This is a genomic window from Alloacidobacterium dinghuense, assembly GCF_014274465.1.
Lineage (GTDB): Bacteria > Acidobacteriota > Terriglobia > Terriglobales > Acidobacteriaceae > Alloacidobacterium > Alloacidobacterium dinghuense.
The window spans coordinates 783054-802760 of sequence record NZ_CP060394.1; the positions used below are offsets into that span (position 1 = coordinate 783054).

Here is a 19707-nt window from a genome sequence, read left to right on the forward strand (position 1 = left end):
AACGAATAGGAACAGGAACCTCCCGATGAAGGCACTTTTGCTCTCCGAATATAAGAAGTTCGAACTCGCGGATCTCCCACGCCCCACACCTGGGCCCGACGAGATTTTGGTGCAGGTCGCAGCATGCGGCATCTGCGGTAGCGACGTTCATGGCTATGACGGGACCTCAGGCCGCCGCATTCCCCCAATCGTCATGGGCCACGAAGCGGCAGGCACCGTTGCGGAGATAGGCTCTGGTGTCAGCGCGTTCAAGAAAGGCGATCGTGTAACCTTTGATTCCACGGTCTACTGCGGCAAATGCGACTACTGTCTCAGCGGCCAAGTTAATCTCTGCGATTTCCGTCAGGTCGTCGGCGTTTCATGCGGAGACTATCGCCGGTATGGAGCATTCGCTGAGTATGTCGTCGTCCCGCAACGCATCGTTTACCGGTTACCTGATGCACTTTCCTTTCCCGAGGCAGCGATGCTCGAAGCCGTTTCCGTGGCGTTGCACGCGGTTCGCGTTTCTGAAATGCGCGGCGGTGAAACCGCACTCGTCATCGGCGCAGGCATGATTGGGCTTCTCACGCTCCAGTCAGCGAGAGCCGCCGGAGCGGCACGCGTTCTGATCACCGACCTCGACGCGACACGCCTCAAACTGGCCAAAGAAATGGGCGCCGATGATGCGCTGCATCTCTCGGGAGCGGAATTGATCGCGGAAGTAATGCGGCTCACGGCAGGCAAAGGAGTTGATGTCGTGCTAGAGGCTGTAGGGCGCAACGAGACCATCTCTACCGCAATTGACTGTGTCCGCAAGGGCGGAACCGTAACGCTGATCGGAAACATAAAGCCTGAGATAACGCTCCCACTTCAGAAAGTCGTGTCACGCGAGATTCGCTTGCAGGGCACAGCAGCATCTGCGGGCGAGTATCCGCAGGCCATCGAGTTGATGACCTCTGGAAAGATTCGCGTCAAGCCGCTCATCACAGCCGTCGCTCCACTGGATGAAGGACCGAACTGGTTCGACCGTCTGCATGCGGGTGAGCCCAACCTGATGAAGATCGTCCTTGCGCCACAGGAATCAAAGGTTATCCAATGAGCAATCCACTCTTCGATCTCACAGGTCAGGTTGCGCTCGTCACCGGCACCAGCCGCGGACTAGGCCAGTACTTCGCCCGCGCTCTGGCCAATGCCGGAGCCGATCTGATCCTCACCAGCCGCAAGCTTGAAACCCTGGCGCTTTTTGAAGCAGAAATGAAAGCGCTCGGACGCTGCGTCGTCTCACTCGAACTCGATGTGCGCGACGAAGCCAGTATTAGGAGCATGGCAGCGGAAGCCGAAACGGCTTTCGGTCAAATCCACATACTTGTGAACAACGCCGGCTGCAACGTTCGCAAGCCAGCAGTCGATGTGACATGGGACGACTGGAACCTCGTGCTCGACACGAACCTGCGCGGCAGCTTTTTTGTCGCGCAATCCGTTGCACGCGGAATGATCCACCACGGCTACGGTCGCATCATCAATATCGGATCAGTCACGAGCGTTGCTGGCTACGCGGGCCTGGGCCCGTACACTGCCAGCCGCGGCGGCATCAGGCAACTCACCATGAGCCTTGCTGCCGACTGGGGCAAGCATGGCATCACCGTGAATTGCCTCGCGCCAGGCTGGTTCAAAACCGCGCAGAACAGAGTTATGTACGAAGACGAAGGATGGGTGGAATATCTCGTGGAGCGCATTCCTCTCAAGAGACCGGGCCAACCGAATGACCTGGACGGAGCCATCGTCTTCCTTGCCTCCGAGTCAAGCCGTTACGTTACTGGTCAGACTCTCCTCGTCGACGGCGGCATTTCAACGGGAGCCTTGCGTGCCACCGTGTCGCAAAAGGAAAAAAAATGAGCAAAGCCAAAAGCTGGATATTGTGCCTCATTCTGATCTGTGTCAGTGCCGCAGCGGGTGCGCAGAACAAAGAAAAACTGCAGATATATTTCGTTGACGTTGAAGGCGGACAGGCTACCCTCTTCGTTACGCCAGCAGGTGAATCATTACTTATCGACACAGGTTGGCCGGGGAACAATGGACGTGATGCCAAGCGCATTGTTGCTGCAGCAAAAAAGGCCGGCATCAGCAAGATCGACTATGTTCTGATCACTCACTTCCACATGGATCATGTCGGAGGTGTGCCTCAACTCGTTGAACGCATTCCCGTCGGTACATTCATCGATCATGGTCCAAACCGCGAGACCTCCGACACTTCCACGGAGCAGGGCTATGAGGCCTATCAAAAGCTGCTCGCTACTGGAAAATACCAGCACATCGTGGCGAAGCCCGGCGATACCCTTCCAATTAAAGGCTTCAATGCGCTGGTCATCAGTGCAGACGGGAATCTGATTAACCACGCACTTGCCGGTGAAGGAGAAGCAAACAACTACTGCAAGACATCGGAAACCCGCGCCGCGGATCAGTCAGAAAATGCGCGCTCTCTCGGTGTGCTGATCACCTTCGGAAAGCTGCGAATTCTTGATCTTGGCGATCTTACCTGGGACAAAGAAATGCAACTCATGTGTCCCACCAACAAACTCGGCCATGTGAATATCCTTGTCGTCTCACATCACGGCTTGTATCAAAGCTCCAGCCCGGCTCTAGTAGACGCCATTCACCCGCAGGTCGCCATTATGGACAACGGAGCCAAGAAGGGCGGTTCGAAGGCAACGCTTGAGAGCTTCAAGAATGTTCCCGGCCTTGAAACGCTCTGGCAACTGCACTACTCCGAAGAAGGCGGCCCGTCACTCAACACCCAGGACGCATACATTGCCAATTCGCAAGGCCCCGACAGCGGCAATGACCTGGAACTGACGGCCATGGAGGACGGTAGTTTCTCTGTGCTAAATTCGCGCACGGGTGCCAGCAGATCCTACAGCGCCAGATGAGATTCTCCCGGAATACGCTGTATATCTCCCAATAGAAATACGTAGCCAGCGATTCCAATCGCGAGGTAGACAGCTGCGACACCAAACGCCAACCCAAATGAATGCTGAGCGGTCACCAGGTAGCCCGTTAAAATCGGAGCCGCAATGCCGGAAATCTGATTCGCAAAATTAAGAATGCCGCCAAGCGTACCAACGCTCGCTCTCGGCGCGATCAGAGATGGAATTGACCACCCAACCGGAGCCGCCGCTGAGAGTCCGCCAATCGAAAGGCTGATCCAAAACAGCGCCTGTATCGGAGTATGTGCATCCGCGGCGCCCAAAATCCCCAGTCCAAGAGCGGTCCCTCCAATTAAAACCACGCGGCGCACCAAACTTGCATTCCATCCTCGCTGAATAAGCGCATCCACGAGCCAACCCCCGACGATCAGGTCGGTGAAAGTCGCAACAAGCCATGGCACGCCGGTGTAGAGAAAAGAATGCAGTAGATCGATATTCAACGAGCGAGACAGATAACTCGGCAGCCACGTGAGCAGCAAATAAAAAACGTAATTGTAAGATCCAAATCCAAGCGCCAGACCGATCACTTTCCGCTTTCCCAGCAAATAGCCTAGAGAAGCCTGCTCGGCGTCTCCTACCTCAACGTTCCTTAGCGTATCTTCCGAGCGAATATAAGCCAGCTCTTCAGCGCTCAATTCCGGGTCGTCTTTAGGATCACGATAGATCCAATAGAACAGCAGAAAATAAAGAAAGCTGATCATGCCCGTCGCAGCGAAGCTAAGCCGCCAGCCCACATGCAGGAGCAGAATTCCAATCAAAGGCACCCCAATCGCCGGTGCAAATTTGGCAGCCGAATCGAAAATACTCGTAGCCAGACTGCGTTCCCTTGGGGGAAACCAATAGCCAATCGCCTTGGCATTAGCAGGAAACGTCGGTGCCTCTCCGATCCCCAAAAGAAGGCGCGCCGCAAAAAATCCGCCAATACTTGGAGTGATAGCAGCGGCGAACGACGCCAAACTCCACACGAATGTGCTGATGCGTCCTACCAGTCGCACTCCGAATCGATCCAGCAATACCCCAATCGGCAATTGGCAGAGAGCATAGCTCCAGTTGTAAGCGGCAAGCAGATAACCGAAGGTGATGTCTGAAATACCGAAGGTCGCGTAGAGATCGTTATGCGATACCGACAGGTTCACGCGGTCGAAGTAATTGACGAGGACACCCAGGCCGAGCAGGAAGGCTATTCTCCAGCGGCGACGCGGAACTTCACTTATGAATAGAGCTGGTTTAGCGGTAGTCATCGTCTCGTTTCTGTAAGGCCCTAGTCTATCTGCATCCATGAGCCGGCGCTCGACTACCATATCGATAGCGGTCAATTTTCATGCAACATGCATCTCTGCACTCGCTCATCACGGCAGCAGCGAAGACAGCCGGCTTCGCTGCCGCGGGCATAGCCGCTGTTCCCGAACTCGGATCTCCTGAAGATGAGAGCGATCGTCAGGCGTTTGCTGACTGGGTCGAGCAGGGAAGCGCTGGCGAGATGGAATATCTCAAGCGCCGCAACGAGTCGGGCGAACTTGTGCGCTCATCGTTGCGTGTGGCCATTCCGTGGGTCAAATCTGTCATCGTCTGTGTTACAAATTACAACGCGCCGAAGCCGCTTTCGATCGATCACGCTCCCGAAGGAACGGGCTGGGTGGCACGCTATGCCTGGACAGGACAGCAAAGCATCAATGGCGGGTTAGCGCCGAGCGACTACCACAAAGTTCTGCTAAAGAGATTGGAGCGACTCGATGCAGCGCTCAAAAGCGAACTCGGGCCGTTTGAGTCGAAGTGTTACGTTGACACCGGGCCGATAGTAGAGCGCACCTACGCGCGTTATGCCGGACTCGGCTGGATCGGAAAAAATACCTGCCTTCTTAATCAAGAATTAGGCTCATGGCTTTTTCTGGGCGTGATCCTCACTTCACTTGAAATTGCCGCCGACCAGCATCCGCAGCTTGCCGCCGACCGTTGTGGAAGCTGCACGCGTTGCATCGACGCCTGCCCCACGGGAGCGCTTACGGCCCCGCGCCAGATGGATGCGAGCCTTTGCATCTCTTACCTGACGATTGAAAAACGTGGGCTCATTCCGCTCGAATTGCGAGAGGGAATCGGACGGCAGGTCTTCGGTTGCGATATCTGCCAGGACGTCTGTCCATGGAACCGGAAGGCGCCCATCGCCTCCGATCCCGAATTGCAGCCCCGGACCGAGTTGGTCAACCCGGCGTTGGATTGGCTTGCCGAACTCGACCAGGAGGGTTTTGGGCGACTCTTTTTCGGGTCACCCATTAAGCGGGCCAAGTTTGAAGGGCTGCGGCGAAATGTTGCCATTGCTATGGGGAACAGCGGCCTGCGGCAATTTCTGCCGAAGCTCGGCGAATGGCAGTCCAGCGATGATCGGGTTCTGGCGGAGGCGGCTTCGTGGGCTGTTCGGCGGATTGAAGGCCGGAACTAAGAGAGTTCAAACCCTCCCCCTATTTTTCTAAATTCGCCATTTTCAATTACTTACGCGGAGCATGGTTGTAAGTTATTTAGAATCAATCGATTATTTTCTAAATTCGCGATTCTAAATAGCTTATTATTTATTCGCCGGTTGCGGAAGAGCATTTCTTAAACGCCCTCAGAGGAAATTAGCCCCTATATTCAGGATAGCGGATCTGGAAGAAAAACACGCCAAATACAGAGCCTTAGAAGTGATTGATAAGGCAGGGGATAGAAGAATTGTTTCTTGTCAGGGGCTTGACAAGGCGACGGCGGTCTCTGATTTCAAACTTCGAGGCCAATCGAGCGCATCAGCTTCAGGGCGTTTGTCGTCTGCACGATGCCCGGGGTCAGCTTGTAATCGAAACGCAGCTGTCCATCCTCAAGATGATCCGAAAAATGGTAGTTTGCAGCGTGATCGGCCATGTCGTCAGCGATCTTGGCCAACGCCAGATCGTGCGTGGTGATGAGGCCGATCGCTCCCCGCGCCAGTAGATGACGCACGAACGACTCGGTGCCGACGCGGCGGTCATGGGAGTTTGTTCCAGAGAGCAGCTCATCAAGCAGAAAGAGAATCGGCACGCCGCCTTCAGTCATTTCGTCGATGGTTTTCAGCCGCAGAATTTCGGCGTAAAAGCGCGAAAGGCCGCCTTGCAGCGAATCGAGTATGCAGATCGATGCTGCAACTGCCAGATGCGAGAGTTTCAGCTGGCGCGCGCATATGGGCGCTCCCGCCTGGGCGAGAACCACATTGATTCCAACGCAGCGAATGAAGGTGCTTTTGCCCGCCATATTCGGCCCGCTGATGACGATCAGTTGCAGATTGTGGTCGAGCGCGAGATCATTTGCGACGCTCTTGCCTCGCGGCAGCAACGGATGCGCCATCGCCTCAGAGTGAAGGAACGGTCCCTGCTCGACGAACTCCGGGAAAATATCCGCTGGGTGTTCGTAGGCGTAGCAACCGAGGGAGGTTAGAGCTTCCACCTCGCCCGTGACTTCGATCCATCGGCGAACATTGGCTCCGTGCAGGGCACGCCACGCTTCGATGGCGAGCACCCATTGCGGTGTCCAGAAGACGAAGAGGTCGAGGACCTTGACCATCCAGTGCTCATGCGAATCGAGCCAGATGACGCGCTTGCTCAGGCGGCGAATTGCATGCGATGGATACATCGCATGCGAGCGCAGTCCTTTTTGCAGATCTGTGAGCTGACGTGAGGTAAATTGCGCGGCTTCGATTTCCTTTACGACCGAGGCCAGAATATCGAGATTGTGAGATGCCTCATCGATTTTGCCAATGGCAAGCTTTACTCGCGGGTGAAGCTTGTAGGTGATGGCGAGATTCAGCAGGCTCACTGTGAGTGCCGCAATCCCCCAGTCCCATAGAAACCAGGCGGCAATGCTCGCAATCCAGCACGCGGCCAGCAATGGCAGAACGATTCGAAGAGCCCGATACGCCTCGAGGCGCGTTTTCGATTCGCTCCATGCAATCAGCGACTCGGGGTGAACTCCGACGCGAACGTCTTCGCCTGCGAGCGCCAGGCACTCGCGGAAATCAAGCTTGGGAGCAAGCTCCTGAATGGACTCGCGGCGCAGCGCGATCTCTTCGAGCGAAGCTCGGTCGAGCAGCCATGCGGCGAGCGTGCTCTCGCCTGCGCGGGTGCGCGCCGTGCAAAGCAGTTCAAAGAGGCCGCCTTTGCCGAAGATGTCGAGATCGCGCGCATAGGGATGTGAGGGATCAAGATATTGCTCGCCCGTCTGTCCGGTGCCGGCCCAGCGGTCTTCGAGACGCGCAACGCCCTGTTCGTAGAAGCTTCGCAGACGCGTGCATCGGCGCAGTGAGCGAAGTACGCGCTCGTGCCACACAAACACCGCTACAAGCACTACGATCGGGATGAAGACGTAGGCAATTTGGGTGGTGTGATATTTCGCAAGCCAAACGGTAAGGATGACCGTGATAGAGACGACTGTGAGTTTCGCGCCTGCGAGGAGCCTGTCGCGCTGTTCATGACGCGCGATGGCGGTGGCGAGGTTATTGATTCGCGAAAGATATTCGTCTTTTGGGGGAGGCATTTGACCCATTATCGCAAGTGACGGGTCAATATTCTTGTCGCTTGACAGATCCGCATGTAGCGCTAGCATATGTTGCTATGACATATATGGGTGCGCAAGTCTTCGACCGTGAGCTGAAAAAGGGAAGCGCCGAGTTGCTGATTCTTTCTTTGATTGAGCACAAAGCGAGGCACGGCTACGAGATCAGCAAGTTGATTGAAGAGCGCTCGGGCGGTGTGCTTAAGTTCAACGTCGCTTCGTTTTATCCGTTGCTGTATCGGCTTGAGGAGCGCGGCCTGATTGCAGGACGTTGGGTGGAAAAAGCGGGCCAGCGCCGTCGGCGGTATTACCGCCTGACGGCGCAGGGGAAGGAAGTACTGAAAACACAGCGGGCAACCTGGCTCGATTTCGTAAACGCAATCCACCGCATCACGGAGGCGGAAAATGCCTGATTGGCCGAAGGAAATACGCGCTGCCATTGCCGGGCTCAATCTTGAGCCAACGCGCGAAGCCGATGTTGTTGAAGAGCTGAGCCAGCACCTGCGCGACCGTTATGAGGAAATGCTGGCGAAGGGAGTAGATGCGAATCAGGCGTATCAAACGCTGCACTCCGAACTTGAAGACAGGCGACTGTTGAAAGGACTGGCGAGCACCGTAGCGCGAGAGCGCGAGCCATTGGCTGCAGGAAGCACCGGGCAGGCGAAGTTTCTTGGCGGCATCGGCAGAGATCTGCGCTATGCGATGCGCCAGCTTAGGCAAAGCCCTGGATTTGCGATTGTCGCCATCCTCTCGCTTGCGCTAGGCGTTGGCGCGAACACGGCTGTCTTTCAGCTGCTCGACGCGGTGCGTCTGCGTCTGTTGCCGGTAAAGCATCCGGAGCAACTGGTTGCGGTGCGCATCACGAACGCAACTAACGGTCGGACTGGAAACTTCCAGTCGGACCATGCGGACCTGACGTTTGGCGTCTGGAATCTGCTGCGCGCGCAGCAGGCGGGATTCTCAAGCATTGCGGCATGGTCGTCAGCTGGGCGCAATCTTAGCGAGGGAGGCGAGGCGCGCAACGCGAATACGTTGATGGTCAGCGGTGATTTCTTTCCGATGCTGGGTCTTCAACCGCTCATCGGGAGATTGCTGTCACCATCGGATGACTATCGTGGATGTGGCGCGCAGGGAGCGGTTCTCAGCTACGGCTTCTGGCAGAGGGCGTATGGTGGCCATGACTCGGTGCTGGGCTCGAAGATCACGCTCGACAGGCAGATATTCCAGGTGATTGGCGTGACGCTGCCGTCATTTCATGGTGTGGATGTGGGCAGGGACTTCGATGTCGCCATAGCCATGTGCTCTGAGCCAGTGTTCTCGGGAAAGGACTCGTGGACTGACAGCTCACAAACATGGTGGCTTGCTGTGATTGGCCGACTCAAACCGGGGTGGAAAATCGAGAGCGCATCGGCGCAGCTGAAGACGATCTCTCCCGGGATTTTTGCGGCGACCTTGCCTGCGCAGTTCGACCCAATTGACAAGAAGGAGTACCTGCGTTTCCAGCTTGGCGCGTTGTGCGCGGATAACGGCGTGTCGTCTCTCCGCGGCGGTAAGCGCGACCCGCTGACGATTCTGATGGGGTTGTCGGGTCTGGTTCTGCTGCTTGCCTGTGCCAATCTCGCCAATCTTCTGCTGGCGCGCGCCAGCGCACGGCAGCGGGAAATGGCGCTGCGGCTCACGCTGGGGGCATCGCGTGCGCGTCTGATGCGGCAAGTGCTGGCGGAGAGCCTGCTGCTGGCAATCTTTGGGACTTTAGTGGGCGTGTGTCTTGCGCAAGTGTTGAGCCGCGGTTTGATCTCCATGCTGACTTCGAGTGGGAACAGCATTTTCCTCGACATGACGCCTGATTGGCGCGTGTTCGGGTTTGCTGCGGGGCTGGCGATCTTCACCTGTATTCTTTTCGGACTGACTCCGGCGCTGCAAGCATCGCATACGGATCCGGGATCTGCCATGAAAGCGAATGGCCGCGGCGTGACGTCGGGGCGCCATCACTTTGCCCTGCGCCGTTTCCTGGTTGTGTCGCAGGTGGCGCTCTCTTTGGTGTTGCTGGTAGGAGCGCTGCTGTTTGCCAGAAGCTTCCGCAATCTGATGACGGTGGACACAGGCTTTGAGCAGGATCATGTTCTCGTCGCCGGCTTTGACTTTTCGCCACTACAAATTCCGATGGAGCGGCGTGCGGCTTTCAATCGGGAACTGAACGAGCGCATGCGCGCGATTCCGGGTGTTCAATCGGTGGCCGGAGTGTTCATCGTACCGATCAGTCACAGCGGATGGGACAACAACATTGACGTTCCCGGCGGTCCGCAGCGGCAGGACACACAATTCAATTCGGTCTCAGCAGGCTACTTTCAAACGATGCGGGTGCCGATGCTCGCGGGGCGCGATTTCAACGAGTCCGACTTGCCCAATTCGCCGCGTGTGGCCATTGTGAATGAGACGTTTGCCAGGAAATTTTTTGCGGGCGCCAATCCCGTTGGCAAGGTGGTCGACGATGCGGGTAAGCCGGACCAGACTTACCAGATTGTCGGCCTGGTGAAGGACATGAAGTACCACACGCTGCGGGAGGACTTCAAGCCGATCATCTTTGTCGCCACTTCACAGGAGAAGGAGCCAGGGGAAGGGCAGACTTTTGTGATTCGCTCGAACGAGTTGACGGAGTCGCTTGTTGCCGAAGTCAAGCGCGTTGCGCAGGCGATGAATCCGGCAATGGTGCTGAACTTTTCGACGTTCAGGGCTCAGGTGCGGGATGATTTGATGGGAGAGCGGCTGATGGCCACGCTCACAGGCTTCTTCGGAGTGCTGGCGATCGTTCTCGCCATGATAGGGATTTACGGGGTGATTTCCTACATGGTGCTTCGTCGCCGGAATGAGATTGGCGTTCGCATGGCGCTTGGCGCTGCACGGACGCGAATTCTGCTGATGGTCTTGAGGGAATCGCTGATCCTGCTGGCGATTGGTGCGGTGATTGGAACTGGACTCGCTTTGGCAGCCGGCGTGGCTGCTGCTTCCATGCTGTATGGATTGAAGGCGCATGATCCGCTGACGCTCGGTGCGTCACTGGTGTGTCTGGCTGTGATCGTAATTATCGCCAGCTTCATCCCTGCCCGCCAGGCAGCTACAGTCGATCCGATGGTGGTGCTGCGCGAAGAGTAGCAAACGGTCTCCCTGGATCGTGAGCAGGGAGCCGTTTGCAGAAGAAGTTGTGTAGAGTCTAGGCGTTGCGTGTTACGTTGGCCGCGTTCAGCCCTTTTGGCCCCTGCTGGCACTCGAACTCCACTGCTTCACCCTCATTTAACGTCTTGTATCCATTGTCCAGAATCGCAGAGAAGTGAACGAAAACATCCTCTCCGGTCGAACGCTGGATAAACCCATAGCCCTTAGCTCCATTGAACCACTTCACAACACCATGCTCTTTCACATCTACTCCTTTCCGCTTTTGCTCCAGAAATACCCCTGTAAACACCAAGAGCCGCCGTTACTGCATCGGCAGCTCAACGCATTGACACTGATTTCCTGGAGAGTAAAACCACAAAACAAACAAAATGGCCTTCCAACAGATAACGATTCGGCCGAAAATCGGTCTAATCGTCCCTATGTTATGGCAGGAAACAGTTTTGGAAGCAAGTAAAAAATGTGTTGTAAATGCAGGAGTTGCACGTTGTTACGAGAGGACAATGTACCGCGGTAACCAAAAGTATCTTCTACGGGCCGATGAAGGGTAGGACAGGGCCGAACTTGTACCCCTCCAGGTTTGGTAGTCTCGCAATAAGCAAGATATATGCCCCCAGCCTTTCAAATCAAACAACAGGACACTCAATCCTCGGCCGGGTCGCTCGCCAAGGTATTCTCTGGATCGCTCCTCTGGAAGCAGATTACCTCACTGGTGAAGTACTTGACGCAGACCGAAGTGCACACCTACGCTTTCAGTGTCGCGGCGAATGCCATTCTGTCGCTTTTCCCATTCATCGTAATGATGTTCACGGTTGCGCGTCGCGTCTTCCACTCCCAAGCCATGGTCGACGTCATTGGAGACATGTTGCGCTACTTTTTGCCGGCAAATCAGGACTTTGTCGTGCGCAATATGAGCCTCCTGGTCAATCCACGTGGAAATGTGCAGATCGCCTCGGTTGTCATGCTGCTTATTTCCTCTACAGGCGTTTTTCTGCCGCTGGAAGTGGCTCTGAATCGAGTATGGGGTGTCAACAAGAATCGGTCCTACTGGATGAATCAGTTGGTCTCCATCGGATTGGCCCTGGCTGTCGGCCTGCTGGCGATTACTTCTATCGCACTCACCGCAACGCAGAACAGGGTTCTCGGAATATTCTTCTTCGGAAAGACAAACAACGTCGTTTATTCGTTCTTTGAGCACGCATTTTTGCAGATTTCTGCCGCTTTTCTGAGCGTAGCGATATTTTTCGTTATCTACTGGGTCTTGCCCAATCGCAAACTGCCAGTAAGCGCCGTGCTGCCTGCAGGAATTGTTACTGGGCTCATTTGGGAAGGAGCTAAGGTGATCTATGTAAAGGTGCTGCCCTGGCTTGACCTGCGTTCCGTCTATGGACCCTTTTCGGTGTCGGTCAGCCTTATGATGTGGGCCTTTCTCACAGGATTGCTGTTGCTTGCCGGGGCGCAATCTTCCGCGACTAGATATACCCTCCGTTTAGCGCACCAGGCCGACGTTGAAGCCGCGCAAAAAGCAGAAAACTGAGGCTCTTTTCCGGAACGTACAGCAGTCGCGCTACACTCAAGCAGAGCGTTCGGGCGAAGCAACAGCGAATAAATCCATGGGACAAGTCAGAAATTTTGAGGCTCGCGTCTTCCGCGCACTTCATCGCGAGCCGCCTCAGAGCAAGGTGCATCGCCTTGCCTTCTGGCTGCTGATCATTTATCTGGCATTGATCCCGGAGCGCCTTCTGCCCGGCAACGCGGGAGCCTTCTTCCAGTGGGTCAGCTTTTTCATTCTCCTGTTGCTGCTGGCGTTCTGCATCCCCCTGGTTTGGCGATGGATCTTCGGTCGCTTTCTCTGGAAGCTGCGCAACCGGCTCATCGTTAACTACCTGCTGATGGGGCTGACGCCGGTGGTGCTCTTCGTCCTCCTGGCGTTAATCGCCCTGTACGGATTCAGCGGGCAATTCGCGATCTTTGCCGCGGCATCCGCGATTGATGCGCAAATGGAACGCTACGGCGCCGAGAATCGCGCTTTTTGCGTGCACGTAGCGCACTTTCTTGCCACCCATCCTGGGAGCAAGACCATTTCGCCTCCTCCTGAACTGGAGAGCACAGCGCCCGGCAAGGGTGACGCCAACCTACGTCTTGCAGCGTTTCAGGACGGCAAGGCCATTCCCATCGTCCCCGCTGAACTTCAGGCCGACATCCCCGAAGTTCCCTCGTGGGCTCAGAACCACTTCCGCAGCGCAGTCCTCGACAACGGAAGGCTTTACCTCCGTGCAATCAACATGCAGACAGTCGACGGCCACACGACAACCGTGATCACCAGCGCTCTGGTCGATAAGGCGGGCCTTGATGAGGCCGCTCATGGAATCGGCAGAATCGAGGTCCTGCCAAACCTCCCTATGAGTGAAGAGACCTCTGCTGGCGGTGAGCAAGCCCGAGTGGTCCTTAGCAAGCCATCACCGCCGGGAATCAAGGCGAAGATCAATCAGCATGAGCTGACTCGCGAGGAGATTCGCGCCAGCTCGATTACAGGCGGCACTTTGCCTTCCGCGCAGAGTTTCTATGATATTCCGATTACTTTCTACGCCCCGCTCGGAACAACCGACTGGGCGACGGGTAAAACCCACAACACGCCGACGATTGTGACTTCGCGCCCGTCACTGCTTTACCAGCGCCTCTTCATCACTTCGCTGCAGATCGCCACCGTGGTGCAGGACATCCTGATCGCCATCGCCGCCTTCTTCGCTGTGCTTGAGCTGATCGCCTTTATTATGGCCGTGCGTCTCAATCGCACCATTACGCGGTCGGTGAATGATCTCTATGACGCGACCATAGAAATTGACCAAGGAAATCTTGTCCACCGCATTAAGGTCACGCGCAACGACCAGCTTGCGGCCCTGAGCCGCTCATTTAATCGCATGTCGTACTCGCTCGAGCGCCTGCTCGCTGAGCAGCGCGAAAAAGAGCGCCTCCAGGGCGAACTCGCCATCGCTCAGGAGGTTCAGGCGAACCTCTTTCCACAGGGAGCCATCTCGCTTCCCATGCTCGAATTGCACGGTGCCTGCTATCCCGCGCGTACCGTCAGTGGCGATTATTATGATTTCCTCACCTTTGACGATTCCAGCCTGGGACTTGCGCTGGGCGACATCAGCGGTAAGGGCATCTCCGCCGCCTTGCTGATGGCAACGCTGCACTCCGCCGTGCGCGCCTATCGCTATGCCGGCGAAGAGATGGTATCGGTTGGAAATCAATTCAGCGCCATGGCTGCTGAAAAGATCGGTGCAATCAACGGCTCAAACGGAAACAGCAATGGCAGCGATCCATTTCTCAAGCCAGCAAGGATTCTCGCGCAGCTCAATCGCCATCTCTATCGTAGTACCCAGCCGGAAAAATACGCCACGCTTTTCCTCGCACACTATGACGGCCATACCAGCCAGCTCACATATTCCTGTGGAGGCCAGCTTCCTCCGCTGATCCTGCGCTGCGATAACAGTGTGACGCAGCTGGGCTGCGGCGGAACAGTCGTAGGTCTGCTCGAGAATCCAAGCTACGATCAGGGCGTGGAGAGGCTGATGAGCGGCGACATCCTCATTGCCTACAGCGACGGCGTTACCGAGCCGGAAAATGACTTCGGCGAATTCGGAGAGGATCGCCTGATTGATGTGGTGCGGCGTCATCGCCACATGCCGCTCGATGCCATTTCCGAGCAGGTGATGCAGTCTCTGCGCAACTGGATTGGCGGCCAGGAGCAGCCGGACGACATCACGCTGGTTCTCGCGCGTCAGCGTTAGGGGTAGCCAGACAAATTATGTTGAAGAGAGCAGAGAAGGGAAGAGTTTATCTGGTAGGTGGAGGGCCCGGCGACCCGGATCTGCTGACGGTGCGCGCTGCCGCTCTGATCCAGTCAGCGGACCTTCTTTTTCACGACGATCTGGTAGCTCCTGAGATCCTGAAACTGGCGAACAAGCAAGCGACAATTCAGAACGTTGGCAAACGCTGCGGTAGCAAATCCATCACTCAGGAGGGCATTAACGCCCTCCTGATCCGCCACGCACGCGCAGGTCATAGCGTAGTCCGCCTTAAGATCGGTGATCCCATGCTCTTTGGGCGTGCTGGTGAAGAAATCGACGCGCTGCACCACGCATCCGTCCCGTTTGAAGTGGTACCGGGAATCACCGCCGCCTTTGCCGCTGCGGCAACCATCCATGCTTCCCTAACGGATCGACGGCTAGCTTCCAAGGTCGTCTTTCTCACTGGCCATCGCGCCAGCCCTGAGGATCCCGGCTGGGGGCCACTGCCCACCGATGCGACGCTGGTCATCTACATGCCGGGATCGGACTACGCGAGGCTTAGCGCACAGATCAGAGCGTCGGGATTCGGTCCGGAAACGCCCAGCATTATCATCTCGAAAGTTGCTACCGCAAAAGAGCAAACCCGGCACACAACTGTAGGCAATTTAGCCTCTGGCTCCCCGCTGTCCGCACCATGCGTCATCCTTGTAGGAAATGCGCTTGGCAGGAGAAAGAGCTGAACGGTTAGTAAGCGAAGTAGTTGTCACTCCGAAGCCGGGAAAGTGGTCATCTGACATGAAACGCCTTCACCACAATGTCATTCGGCTGCTTGCCCGCCGGAAGCAGGGTGAAGAGCGTACCAACGCGATTGATTCCGCCCGGCGTTCGGCTCATAACGCGCACGACTGCAACATCGTTTGACCTCGCATCGGCGACAAGCAACAGGTGCCCTTCAGCTGAAAAAGCAAGCGCGTCCGGTCCATCGCCCACATGGACAGTGTTGATGGTTTTGCCATCGTCGATCGAGTACACCTCAATGGATCCGGTGTTGAATTTGCTGATCCACAACGTGGAGTTGTCCGCGCTTACAACTGCGCTCGCTGGATGCGCGCCAACCAGATAAGCCCCGCCCACTTCGTTCGCCTGCGTGGCAATTTCTGAAATTGTGTCGCTGTCAAAGTTCGAGACAAAAATCTCACCCCCATCCGGCTTCAACGCCAGATGCACTGGCGTCTGGCCCACATCAAGAAAGGTGAGCAAGCGGTCGGCGTGCTCGATTGCAATCGGACTGTCAGTCCGTGCCAGGCCAACCACCATCACCTGATGCCCACCCGAGCAGGCAACAAACGCCTTCGACGAATCGGGCAGAATGACCGCATACGTTGCTGCCGGGCATCCGGTGAAAACGCTGCGAACCTTATAGGTCTGCGGGTCAACAACGGTAACGCTTCCGCTCGTTCGATTCGTGACGACCAGACTCTTGCCGTCAGGAGAGATGCGCGCCATTCCCGGACCTTCGCCCGCTCCGATCAGTGCAATCTCTCGCCGCCTCGTCAGGTCAATGACCGATACATTGTTGGAGCCGGAGTTTGCAACATAACCGCGCTCACCCCTCGCGTCCAGATCAATGAAATACGGCTTGCTGTGAACCGGAATCGTCGCTACAACCGCGTTCTTCTGCGCGTCAATGACGCTCACTGAACTACTGTTCGTATTAACGGCGTAAATTTCGTTCTTTACTGGATTGGCTGCGAGTCCCGTAGGATTGTCACCCACGCGAATCACCCGGTCCTGCCGCAGATTCACCAGGTCGAGAACGGTAACGGTATTGCTGCCGCCGCTGGTTACGTAAGCATATTCGCGGTAATCTGCCGGATACTGTGGAAAGTCTCGTCGGCGGCAGGACGCCAGCGGCGCAAGCAGCAAGAGCAGAGAAATGAGACAGGCCCGCTGTTTCTTCGCAAGGTGAAGACTGCGAACCCTCTCTATCTCATCTGCAGAAAAAGCTGGGTCTGACTGGCCGGATGGCATGCGTCTAACGTGAAGCAATGCCTTCCGTGATCTGAATGCCACGCGGCACGGTGCGTCCCAGCACTGCCGCAATCTGCGCAGCCTCGTTCATCAACTGCACATATTGCTCAGGGTACAAAGACTGCATGCCATCAGACAGAGCCTTGTCCGGCTGGTGATGCACCTCGACGATCAGGCCATCGCATCCCACCGCAACCGCGGCGCGGCCGAGAGGGATGACCTTGTTGCGCTTGCCTGTGCCGTGGCTTGGATCGACGACGATGGGCAGATGGCTCAGACGCTGGACGGCGGGCACAATGCTCAGGTCGAGCGTATTGCGGGTGTGATCGGCAAAGGTACGTACCCCACGCTCGCACAGGATGACCTGATAATTGCCCTCGCTCATAATGTATTCAGCCGCCATGAGAAACTCTTCGAGCGTGGCGGCAATTCCGCGCTTCAGCAAAACGGGCTTACGCTTCCGGCCTGCCGCCTTCAGCAGGGAATAGTTCTGCATATTACGCGCGCCGATTTGGATCACGTCGGCATATTTGTCGACCAGCTCCAGCGCTTCGTTGTCGATGGCTTCTGTAACAATCCGCAGGCCAAATTTGTCGCGAATCTCCGCCATAATCTTGAGCGCTTCTTCGCCTAGCCCTTGGAACGCATACGGAGAAGTGCGCGGCTTATAGGCTCCGCCGCGAAAGAACTGCGCACCAGCGCTGGCAACCTCCTCGGCCACAGCAAAGGCCTGTTCCCGCGTTTCAATCGAGCACGGACCAGCGATCATCGCGAAATCGCGGCCGCCGATCGTGGCATTTGTGCCGGGGAAGCGGATAATCGTGTCCTCTTCCTTGACCTCGCGGCTCACCAGTTTGTACGGTTTTGAGACTTGAATGACTTCGGCGACGCCGGAAAGATCCTCGATATTGCCGCGGTCGATTTCTCCCTGGTTGCCGGTGATCCCAATTGCAGTGCGCTGCGCACCAGGCAGAGGATGGGGGCGTAAGCCTAATTGTTCAATCTGTTCGCAGACCGCCTGGATTTCCTCCGGCGTTGCCTGCGCTTTCATGACCACGAGCATGGAGACGGACCTTTCTGTAACTTTCAAGTGTATCGACTTCCCCGTTGGGGAAGCAATGAGAGTCACCTGTCCACATTGTTCCGGACCGTTTCACGCGATACCCGGAAGCGCCCCGATTAATAAAATTCGATTCCGCGAAACTTTTTTTCAGAAAATCTGTCTTCGCTATGAGAGAGGCAACACTCCAAAGTGCTCAGCTTCTTCAAATAGCAGTAAACCCTCCTCGGACAACGAGGCTATCGAAAGATAGTCTCGTTGCTTTTTTTTCTAGCTCGCCAGCAGATTAACCTTCGCTATGAGAGAGGCAACACTTTAAAGTGCTCAGCTTCTTCGAATAGCAGCAAACCCTCCTCGGACAACGAGGCTATCGGACGGTAGCCTCGTTGTTTTTTCTTCAGCCCCAGCGCAGATTATTCGATGCGCGTCGCCGTCAACTCCACCTGGACCTTTCCTTTGTCCTGAAGATTGTCAGAAGAAAAGATGATGGTAGGTTTCGTGATTGGAACCAACACGTTGGCGGACCACTTATTCGATCGAATGATTGGCAGCGCGGTTGACTCGGTGGTCGCAGTTGGCTCGGTGGTTCTAGTTGTGCTGCTGATCTCAGCCGTTACTGAGAGTGCGAGCTTGTTGTCGACTTCCAGCGCGCGCAGGGAATCGATATTCACGCCAACGTCGATATATTGCACCTCACCCTTCTCCCGCTCAGTTAAGACCGGAACCTTGTCCCCAATCCTGATCTGCGCGGACGGACCGTTTCCAGTTGCAATAGCAGTAGCGTAGGTGCGGCTATTGGTAACTTTGCCCGTCTCTCCAACTTCCTGAACGGAGTAGGTGAGCCGGTAGTAGTGTGCGGGACTCTCCACTGTTTTTACTTCCTGTTGTGCGGACATATCGATCGGTGCCGCGAAGAGGGCAAGCGCAAAGCAGAGGATGATAATTCGGCGCATGGTGGCTCCTGTCTTTAAGGTTGGGTATCTGAATCAAGATATGGAATGCTCAGTTCCGCGATATGCAAAGGCTCGTCGAGCTGCGTTCGCGCTTTCGCAACCAATTGCTGGGCCTTCGGCGGTGCATGCGCTGTGAATTGCATGAGCAACTGCTCCTGCTCGGTTGGAGCCGAAGGGGTAGGGAATTGGTCAAGTTTAGGCAACTCGCGTGGCTTGTGGTGAGCCGTCCCATGTTGCGCGACCTCCAACTTTGGGGCCGAAGATTGTCTGGGGACGACTACGGGAGTTGAGCTCGATGCAACGGATGGATTGTTTGCGACTTGAGGCCGAGTCTCAGCTTGCTGCCTGTAGAACAACGCCGCTATCAGGCAGCTAAGCATGGGAACAGCAACAGCGATGCCCAGCCACCAACGATGCTTCCGGCGTCGGGCCTCCACCGCAGCCATAACTCGCGCCGTCAGCGCCGGGGGATGGCCGCCGTCGCGGGGATCGGCGTAGGTGGCAATCGCCTGCTCCACTTCGGCTTCGAATTCAGGCGTGTCGAGCGGCATGGTTCTTTCCCTCCAGCGCAGCCAGCTTTTCCCGTAGCAGTTGGCGCGCGCGGAGCACACGCGTTCGCACTGTACCTTCCGGAATCCCGAGAAGCTGCGCAACTTCGGACGAGGTCAACTCTTGAATGGTTGAAAGCGCGAGCGGCTGCCGAAGCTCTTCGGGCAGCCCATCGATCAGGCGATGCACTTTCTGTTGCAGGTCGGCGTCGAGCGCGGTCTGCTCTGGGCTGGGGCGGCCGGACTCAATCTCAATTTCGCCCACCTCATGTGCAGGCTCGTGCTTCGGCAGGTGATCGAGAGCGACTCGCCAGGCCGCGCGGGCCAGATAGGCCTTTTCGTCTCGCATGCCATCCCATGCATTACCGCGGTAGAGCTTCAAGAACACCTCCTGCACCACGTCCTCGGCATCATGGGAATTACGCAGCACGGCATACGCGACGCGAAAGACAAGGCGGGAGTGGCGCCGGACACATTCCGTGAACTTCGCATCATCCCGTTTTGCCAAGCTGGCTCAACTCTCCCATTCACACGCAAAGACGGTGGAGGCAGGAAGGCTGTTCAGATATTTTTTGAAATGCTCTGAGTGAATGGCGCCGAAAGAGCTAGTTCCGGCCGGATCGCCACTTCAGCGCC

Annotated in this window: 17 protein-coding genes; 9 read left to right on the top strand and 8 right to left on the bottom strand. The window is 56.3% G+C overall.

The genetic code is table 11. The features are described from left to right. Positions 1-25: 25 nt before the first annotated feature. The 3 genes from H7849_RS03230 to H7849_RS03240 are packed head-to-tail and all read left to right on the top strand — an operon-like array spanning position 26 to position 2906. Entirely contained in the window at positions 26-1078 is a 1053-nt protein-coding gene (locus H7849_RS03230) for a zinc-dependent alcohol dehydrogenase (protein WP_186744092.1), read from the top strand. Then, a complete protein-coding gene (locus H7849_RS03235) occupies positions 1075-1875 on the top strand; it encodes an SDR family NAD(P)-dependent oxidoreductase (RefSeq protein ID WP_186744094.1) in 801 nt (266 codons plus the stop codon). The genes H7849_RS03230 and H7849_RS03235 overlap by 4 nt, the downstream gene beginning before the upstream one ends. Beyond that, complete coding sequence (locus H7849_RS03240) at positions 1872-2906, top strand: ComEC/Rec2 family competence protein (RefSeq protein ID WP_186744096.1); 1035 nt, start codon at positions 1872-1874, stop codon at positions 2904-2906. Before H7849_RS03235 ends, H7849_RS03240 begins: the two co-directional genes overlap by 4 nt. On the opposite strand, the gene H7849_RS03245 is transcribed toward H7849_RS03240, so the two are convergent. Further along, on the bottom strand, positions 2891-4204 hold the full coding sequence (locus tag H7849_RS03245) for an MFS transporter (protein ID WP_186744097.1): 1314 nt from the start codon (positions 4202-4204) through the stop codon (positions 2891-2893). The two genes, H7849_RS03240 and H7849_RS03245, sit on opposite strands and share 16 nt — an antisense overlap. An 80-nt stretch (positions 4205-4284) precedes the next feature. On the opposite strand from H7849_RS03245, the gene queG reads away from it, so the two are divergent. Then, entirely contained in the window at positions 4285-5400 is a 1116-nt protein-coding gene (gene queG, locus H7849_RS03250) for a tRNA epoxyqueuosine(34) reductase QueG (protein WP_186744099.1), read from the top strand. A 311-nt stretch (positions 5401-5711) separates the two neighbouring features. Here queG and H7849_RS03255 read toward each other — a convergent pair whose 3' ends face one another. After that, positions 5712-7496, bottom strand: a complete 1785-nt coding sequence (locus tag H7849_RS03255) for a MutS-related protein (RefSeq protein ID WP_186744101.1) — start codon at positions 7494-7496, stop codon at positions 5712-5714. A 77-nt stretch (positions 7497-7573) separates the two neighbouring features. On the opposite strand from H7849_RS03255, the gene H7849_RS03260 reads away from it, so the two are divergent. After that, positions 7574-7927: a PadR family transcriptional regulator gene (locus H7849_RS03260; protein WP_251106582.1), complete on the top strand. Its 354-nt coding sequence runs from the start codon at positions 7574-7576 to the stop codon at positions 7925-7927. Then, the gene (locus tag H7849_RS03265) at positions 7920-10667 is read left to right on the top strand and encodes an ABC transporter permease (protein ID WP_222439759.1); all 2748 of its coding nucleotides are present in this window, start codon (positions 7920-7922) and stop codon (positions 10665-10667) included. Before H7849_RS03260 ends, H7849_RS03265 begins: the two co-directional genes overlap by 8 nt. A 58-nt stretch (positions 10668-10725) precedes the next feature. On the opposite strand, the gene H7849_RS03270 is transcribed toward H7849_RS03265, so the two are convergent. Next, positions 10726-10932, bottom strand: a complete 207-nt coding sequence (locus H7849_RS03270) for a cold-shock protein (protein ID WP_186744103.1) — start codon at positions 10930-10932, stop codon at positions 10726-10728. Positions 10933-11292: 360 nt separating this feature from the next. On the opposite strand from H7849_RS03270, the gene H7849_RS03275 reads away from it, so the two are divergent. The 3 genes from H7849_RS03275 (at position 11293) to cobA (ending at position 15219) form a co-directional block, all read left to right on the top strand. Continuing rightward, positions 11293-12222: a YihY/virulence factor BrkB family protein gene (locus H7849_RS03275; protein ID WP_186744105.1), complete on the top strand. Its 930-nt coding sequence runs from the start codon at positions 11293-11295 to the stop codon at positions 12220-12222. A 76-nt stretch (positions 12223-12298) separates the two neighbouring features. Next, on the top strand, positions 12299-14479 hold the full coding sequence (locus H7849_RS03280) for a PP2C family protein-serine/threonine phosphatase (RefSeq protein WP_186744107.1): 2181 nt from the start codon (positions 12299-12301) through the stop codon (positions 14477-14479). 17 nt (positions 14480-14496) lie between these two features. After that, a complete protein-coding gene (cobA, locus tag H7849_RS03285; RefSeq protein WP_186744109.1) occupies positions 14497-15219 on the top strand; it encodes a uroporphyrinogen-III C-methyltransferase in 723 nt (240 codons plus the stop codon). Positions 15220-15265: 46 nt separating this feature from the next. Here the strand turns inward: cobA and H7849_RS03290 are convergent, their stop codons facing one another. The 5 genes from H7849_RS03290 to H7849_RS03310 form a co-directional block, all read right to left on the bottom strand. After that, positions 15266-16528, bottom strand: a complete 1263-nt coding sequence (locus H7849_RS03290; protein ID WP_251106583.1) for a YncE family protein — start codon at positions 16526-16528, stop codon at positions 15266-15268. Beyond that, positions 16515-17600 carry a 3-deoxy-7-phosphoheptulonate synthase gene (aroF, locus tag H7849_RS03295; RefSeq protein ID WP_251106584.1) on the bottom strand — a complete coding sequence of 362 codons (1086 nt, stop codon included), beginning with the start codon at positions 17598-17600 and terminating at the stop codon, positions 16515-16517. The genes H7849_RS03290 and aroF overlap by 14 nt, the downstream gene beginning before the upstream one ends. Positions 17601-17983: 383 nt before the next feature. Continuing rightward, the gene (locus H7849_RS03300; protein WP_186744110.1) at positions 17984-18523 is read right to left on the bottom strand and encodes a hypothetical protein; all 540 of its coding nucleotides are present in this window, start codon (positions 18521-18523) and stop codon (positions 17984-17986) included. 14 nt (positions 18524-18537) lie between these two features. Beyond that, positions 18538-19074 carry a hypothetical protein gene (locus H7849_RS03305; RefSeq protein ID WP_186744112.1) on the bottom strand — a complete coding sequence of 179 codons (537 nt, stop codon included), beginning with the start codon at positions 19072-19074 and terminating at the stop codon, positions 18538-18540. Continuing rightward, complete coding sequence (locus tag H7849_RS03310; RefSeq protein WP_186744114.1) at positions 19055-19579, bottom strand: RNA polymerase sigma factor; 525 nt, start codon at positions 19577-19579, stop codon at positions 19055-19057. Before H7849_RS03310 ends, H7849_RS03305 begins: the two co-directional genes overlap by 20 nt. Positions 19580-19707 lie beyond the last annotated feature (128 nt).

Coding starts and splice junctions, on each gene's coding strand:
- H7849_RS03230 (WP_186744092.1), top strand. CDS start 26: ATGAAGGCACTTTTGCTCTCCGAATATAAGAAGTTCGAACTCGCGGAT.
- H7849_RS03235 (WP_186744094.1), top strand. CDS start 1,075: ATGAGCAATCCACTCTTCGATCTCACAGGTCAGGTTGCGCTCGTCACC.
- H7849_RS03240 (WP_186744096.1), top strand. CDS start 1,872: ATGAGCAAAGCCAAAAGCTGGATATTGTGCCTCATTCTGATCTGTGTC.
- H7849_RS03245 (WP_186744097.1), bottom strand. CDS start 4,204: ATGACTACCGCTAAACCAGCTCTATTCATAAGTGAAGTTCCGCGTCGC.
- queG (WP_186744099.1), top strand. CDS start 4,285: ATGCAACATGCATCTCTGCACTCGCTCATCACGGCAGCAGCGAAGACA.
- H7849_RS03255 (WP_186744101.1), bottom strand. CDS start 7,496: ATGCCTCCCCCAAAAGACGAATATCTTTCGCGAATCAATAACCTCGCC.
- H7849_RS03260 (WP_251106582.1), top strand. CDS start 7,574: ATGACATATATGGGTGCGCAAGTCTTCGACCGTGAGCTGAAAAAGGGA.
- H7849_RS03265 (WP_222439759.1), top strand. CDS start 7,920: ATGCCTGATTGGCCGAAGGAAATACGCGCTGCCATTGCCGGGCTCAAT.
- H7849_RS03275 (WP_186744105.1), top strand. CDS start 11,293: ATGCCCCCAGCCTTTCAAATCAAACAACAGGACACTCAATCCTCGGCC.
- H7849_RS03280 (WP_186744107.1), top strand. CDS start 12,299: ATGGGACAAGTCAGAAATTTTGAGGCTCGCGTCTTCCGCGCACTTCAT.
- cobA (WP_186744109.1), top strand. CDS start 14,497: ATGTTGAAGAGAGCAGAGAAGGGAAGAGTTTATCTGGTAGGTGGAGGG.
- H7849_RS03300 (WP_186744110.1), bottom strand. CDS start 18,523: ATGCGCCGAATTATCATCCTCTGCTTTGCGCTTGCCCTCTTCGCGGCA.
- H7849_RS03305 (WP_186744112.1), bottom strand. CDS start 19,074: ATGCCGCTCGACACGCCTGAATTCGAAGCCGAAGTGGAGCAGGCGATT.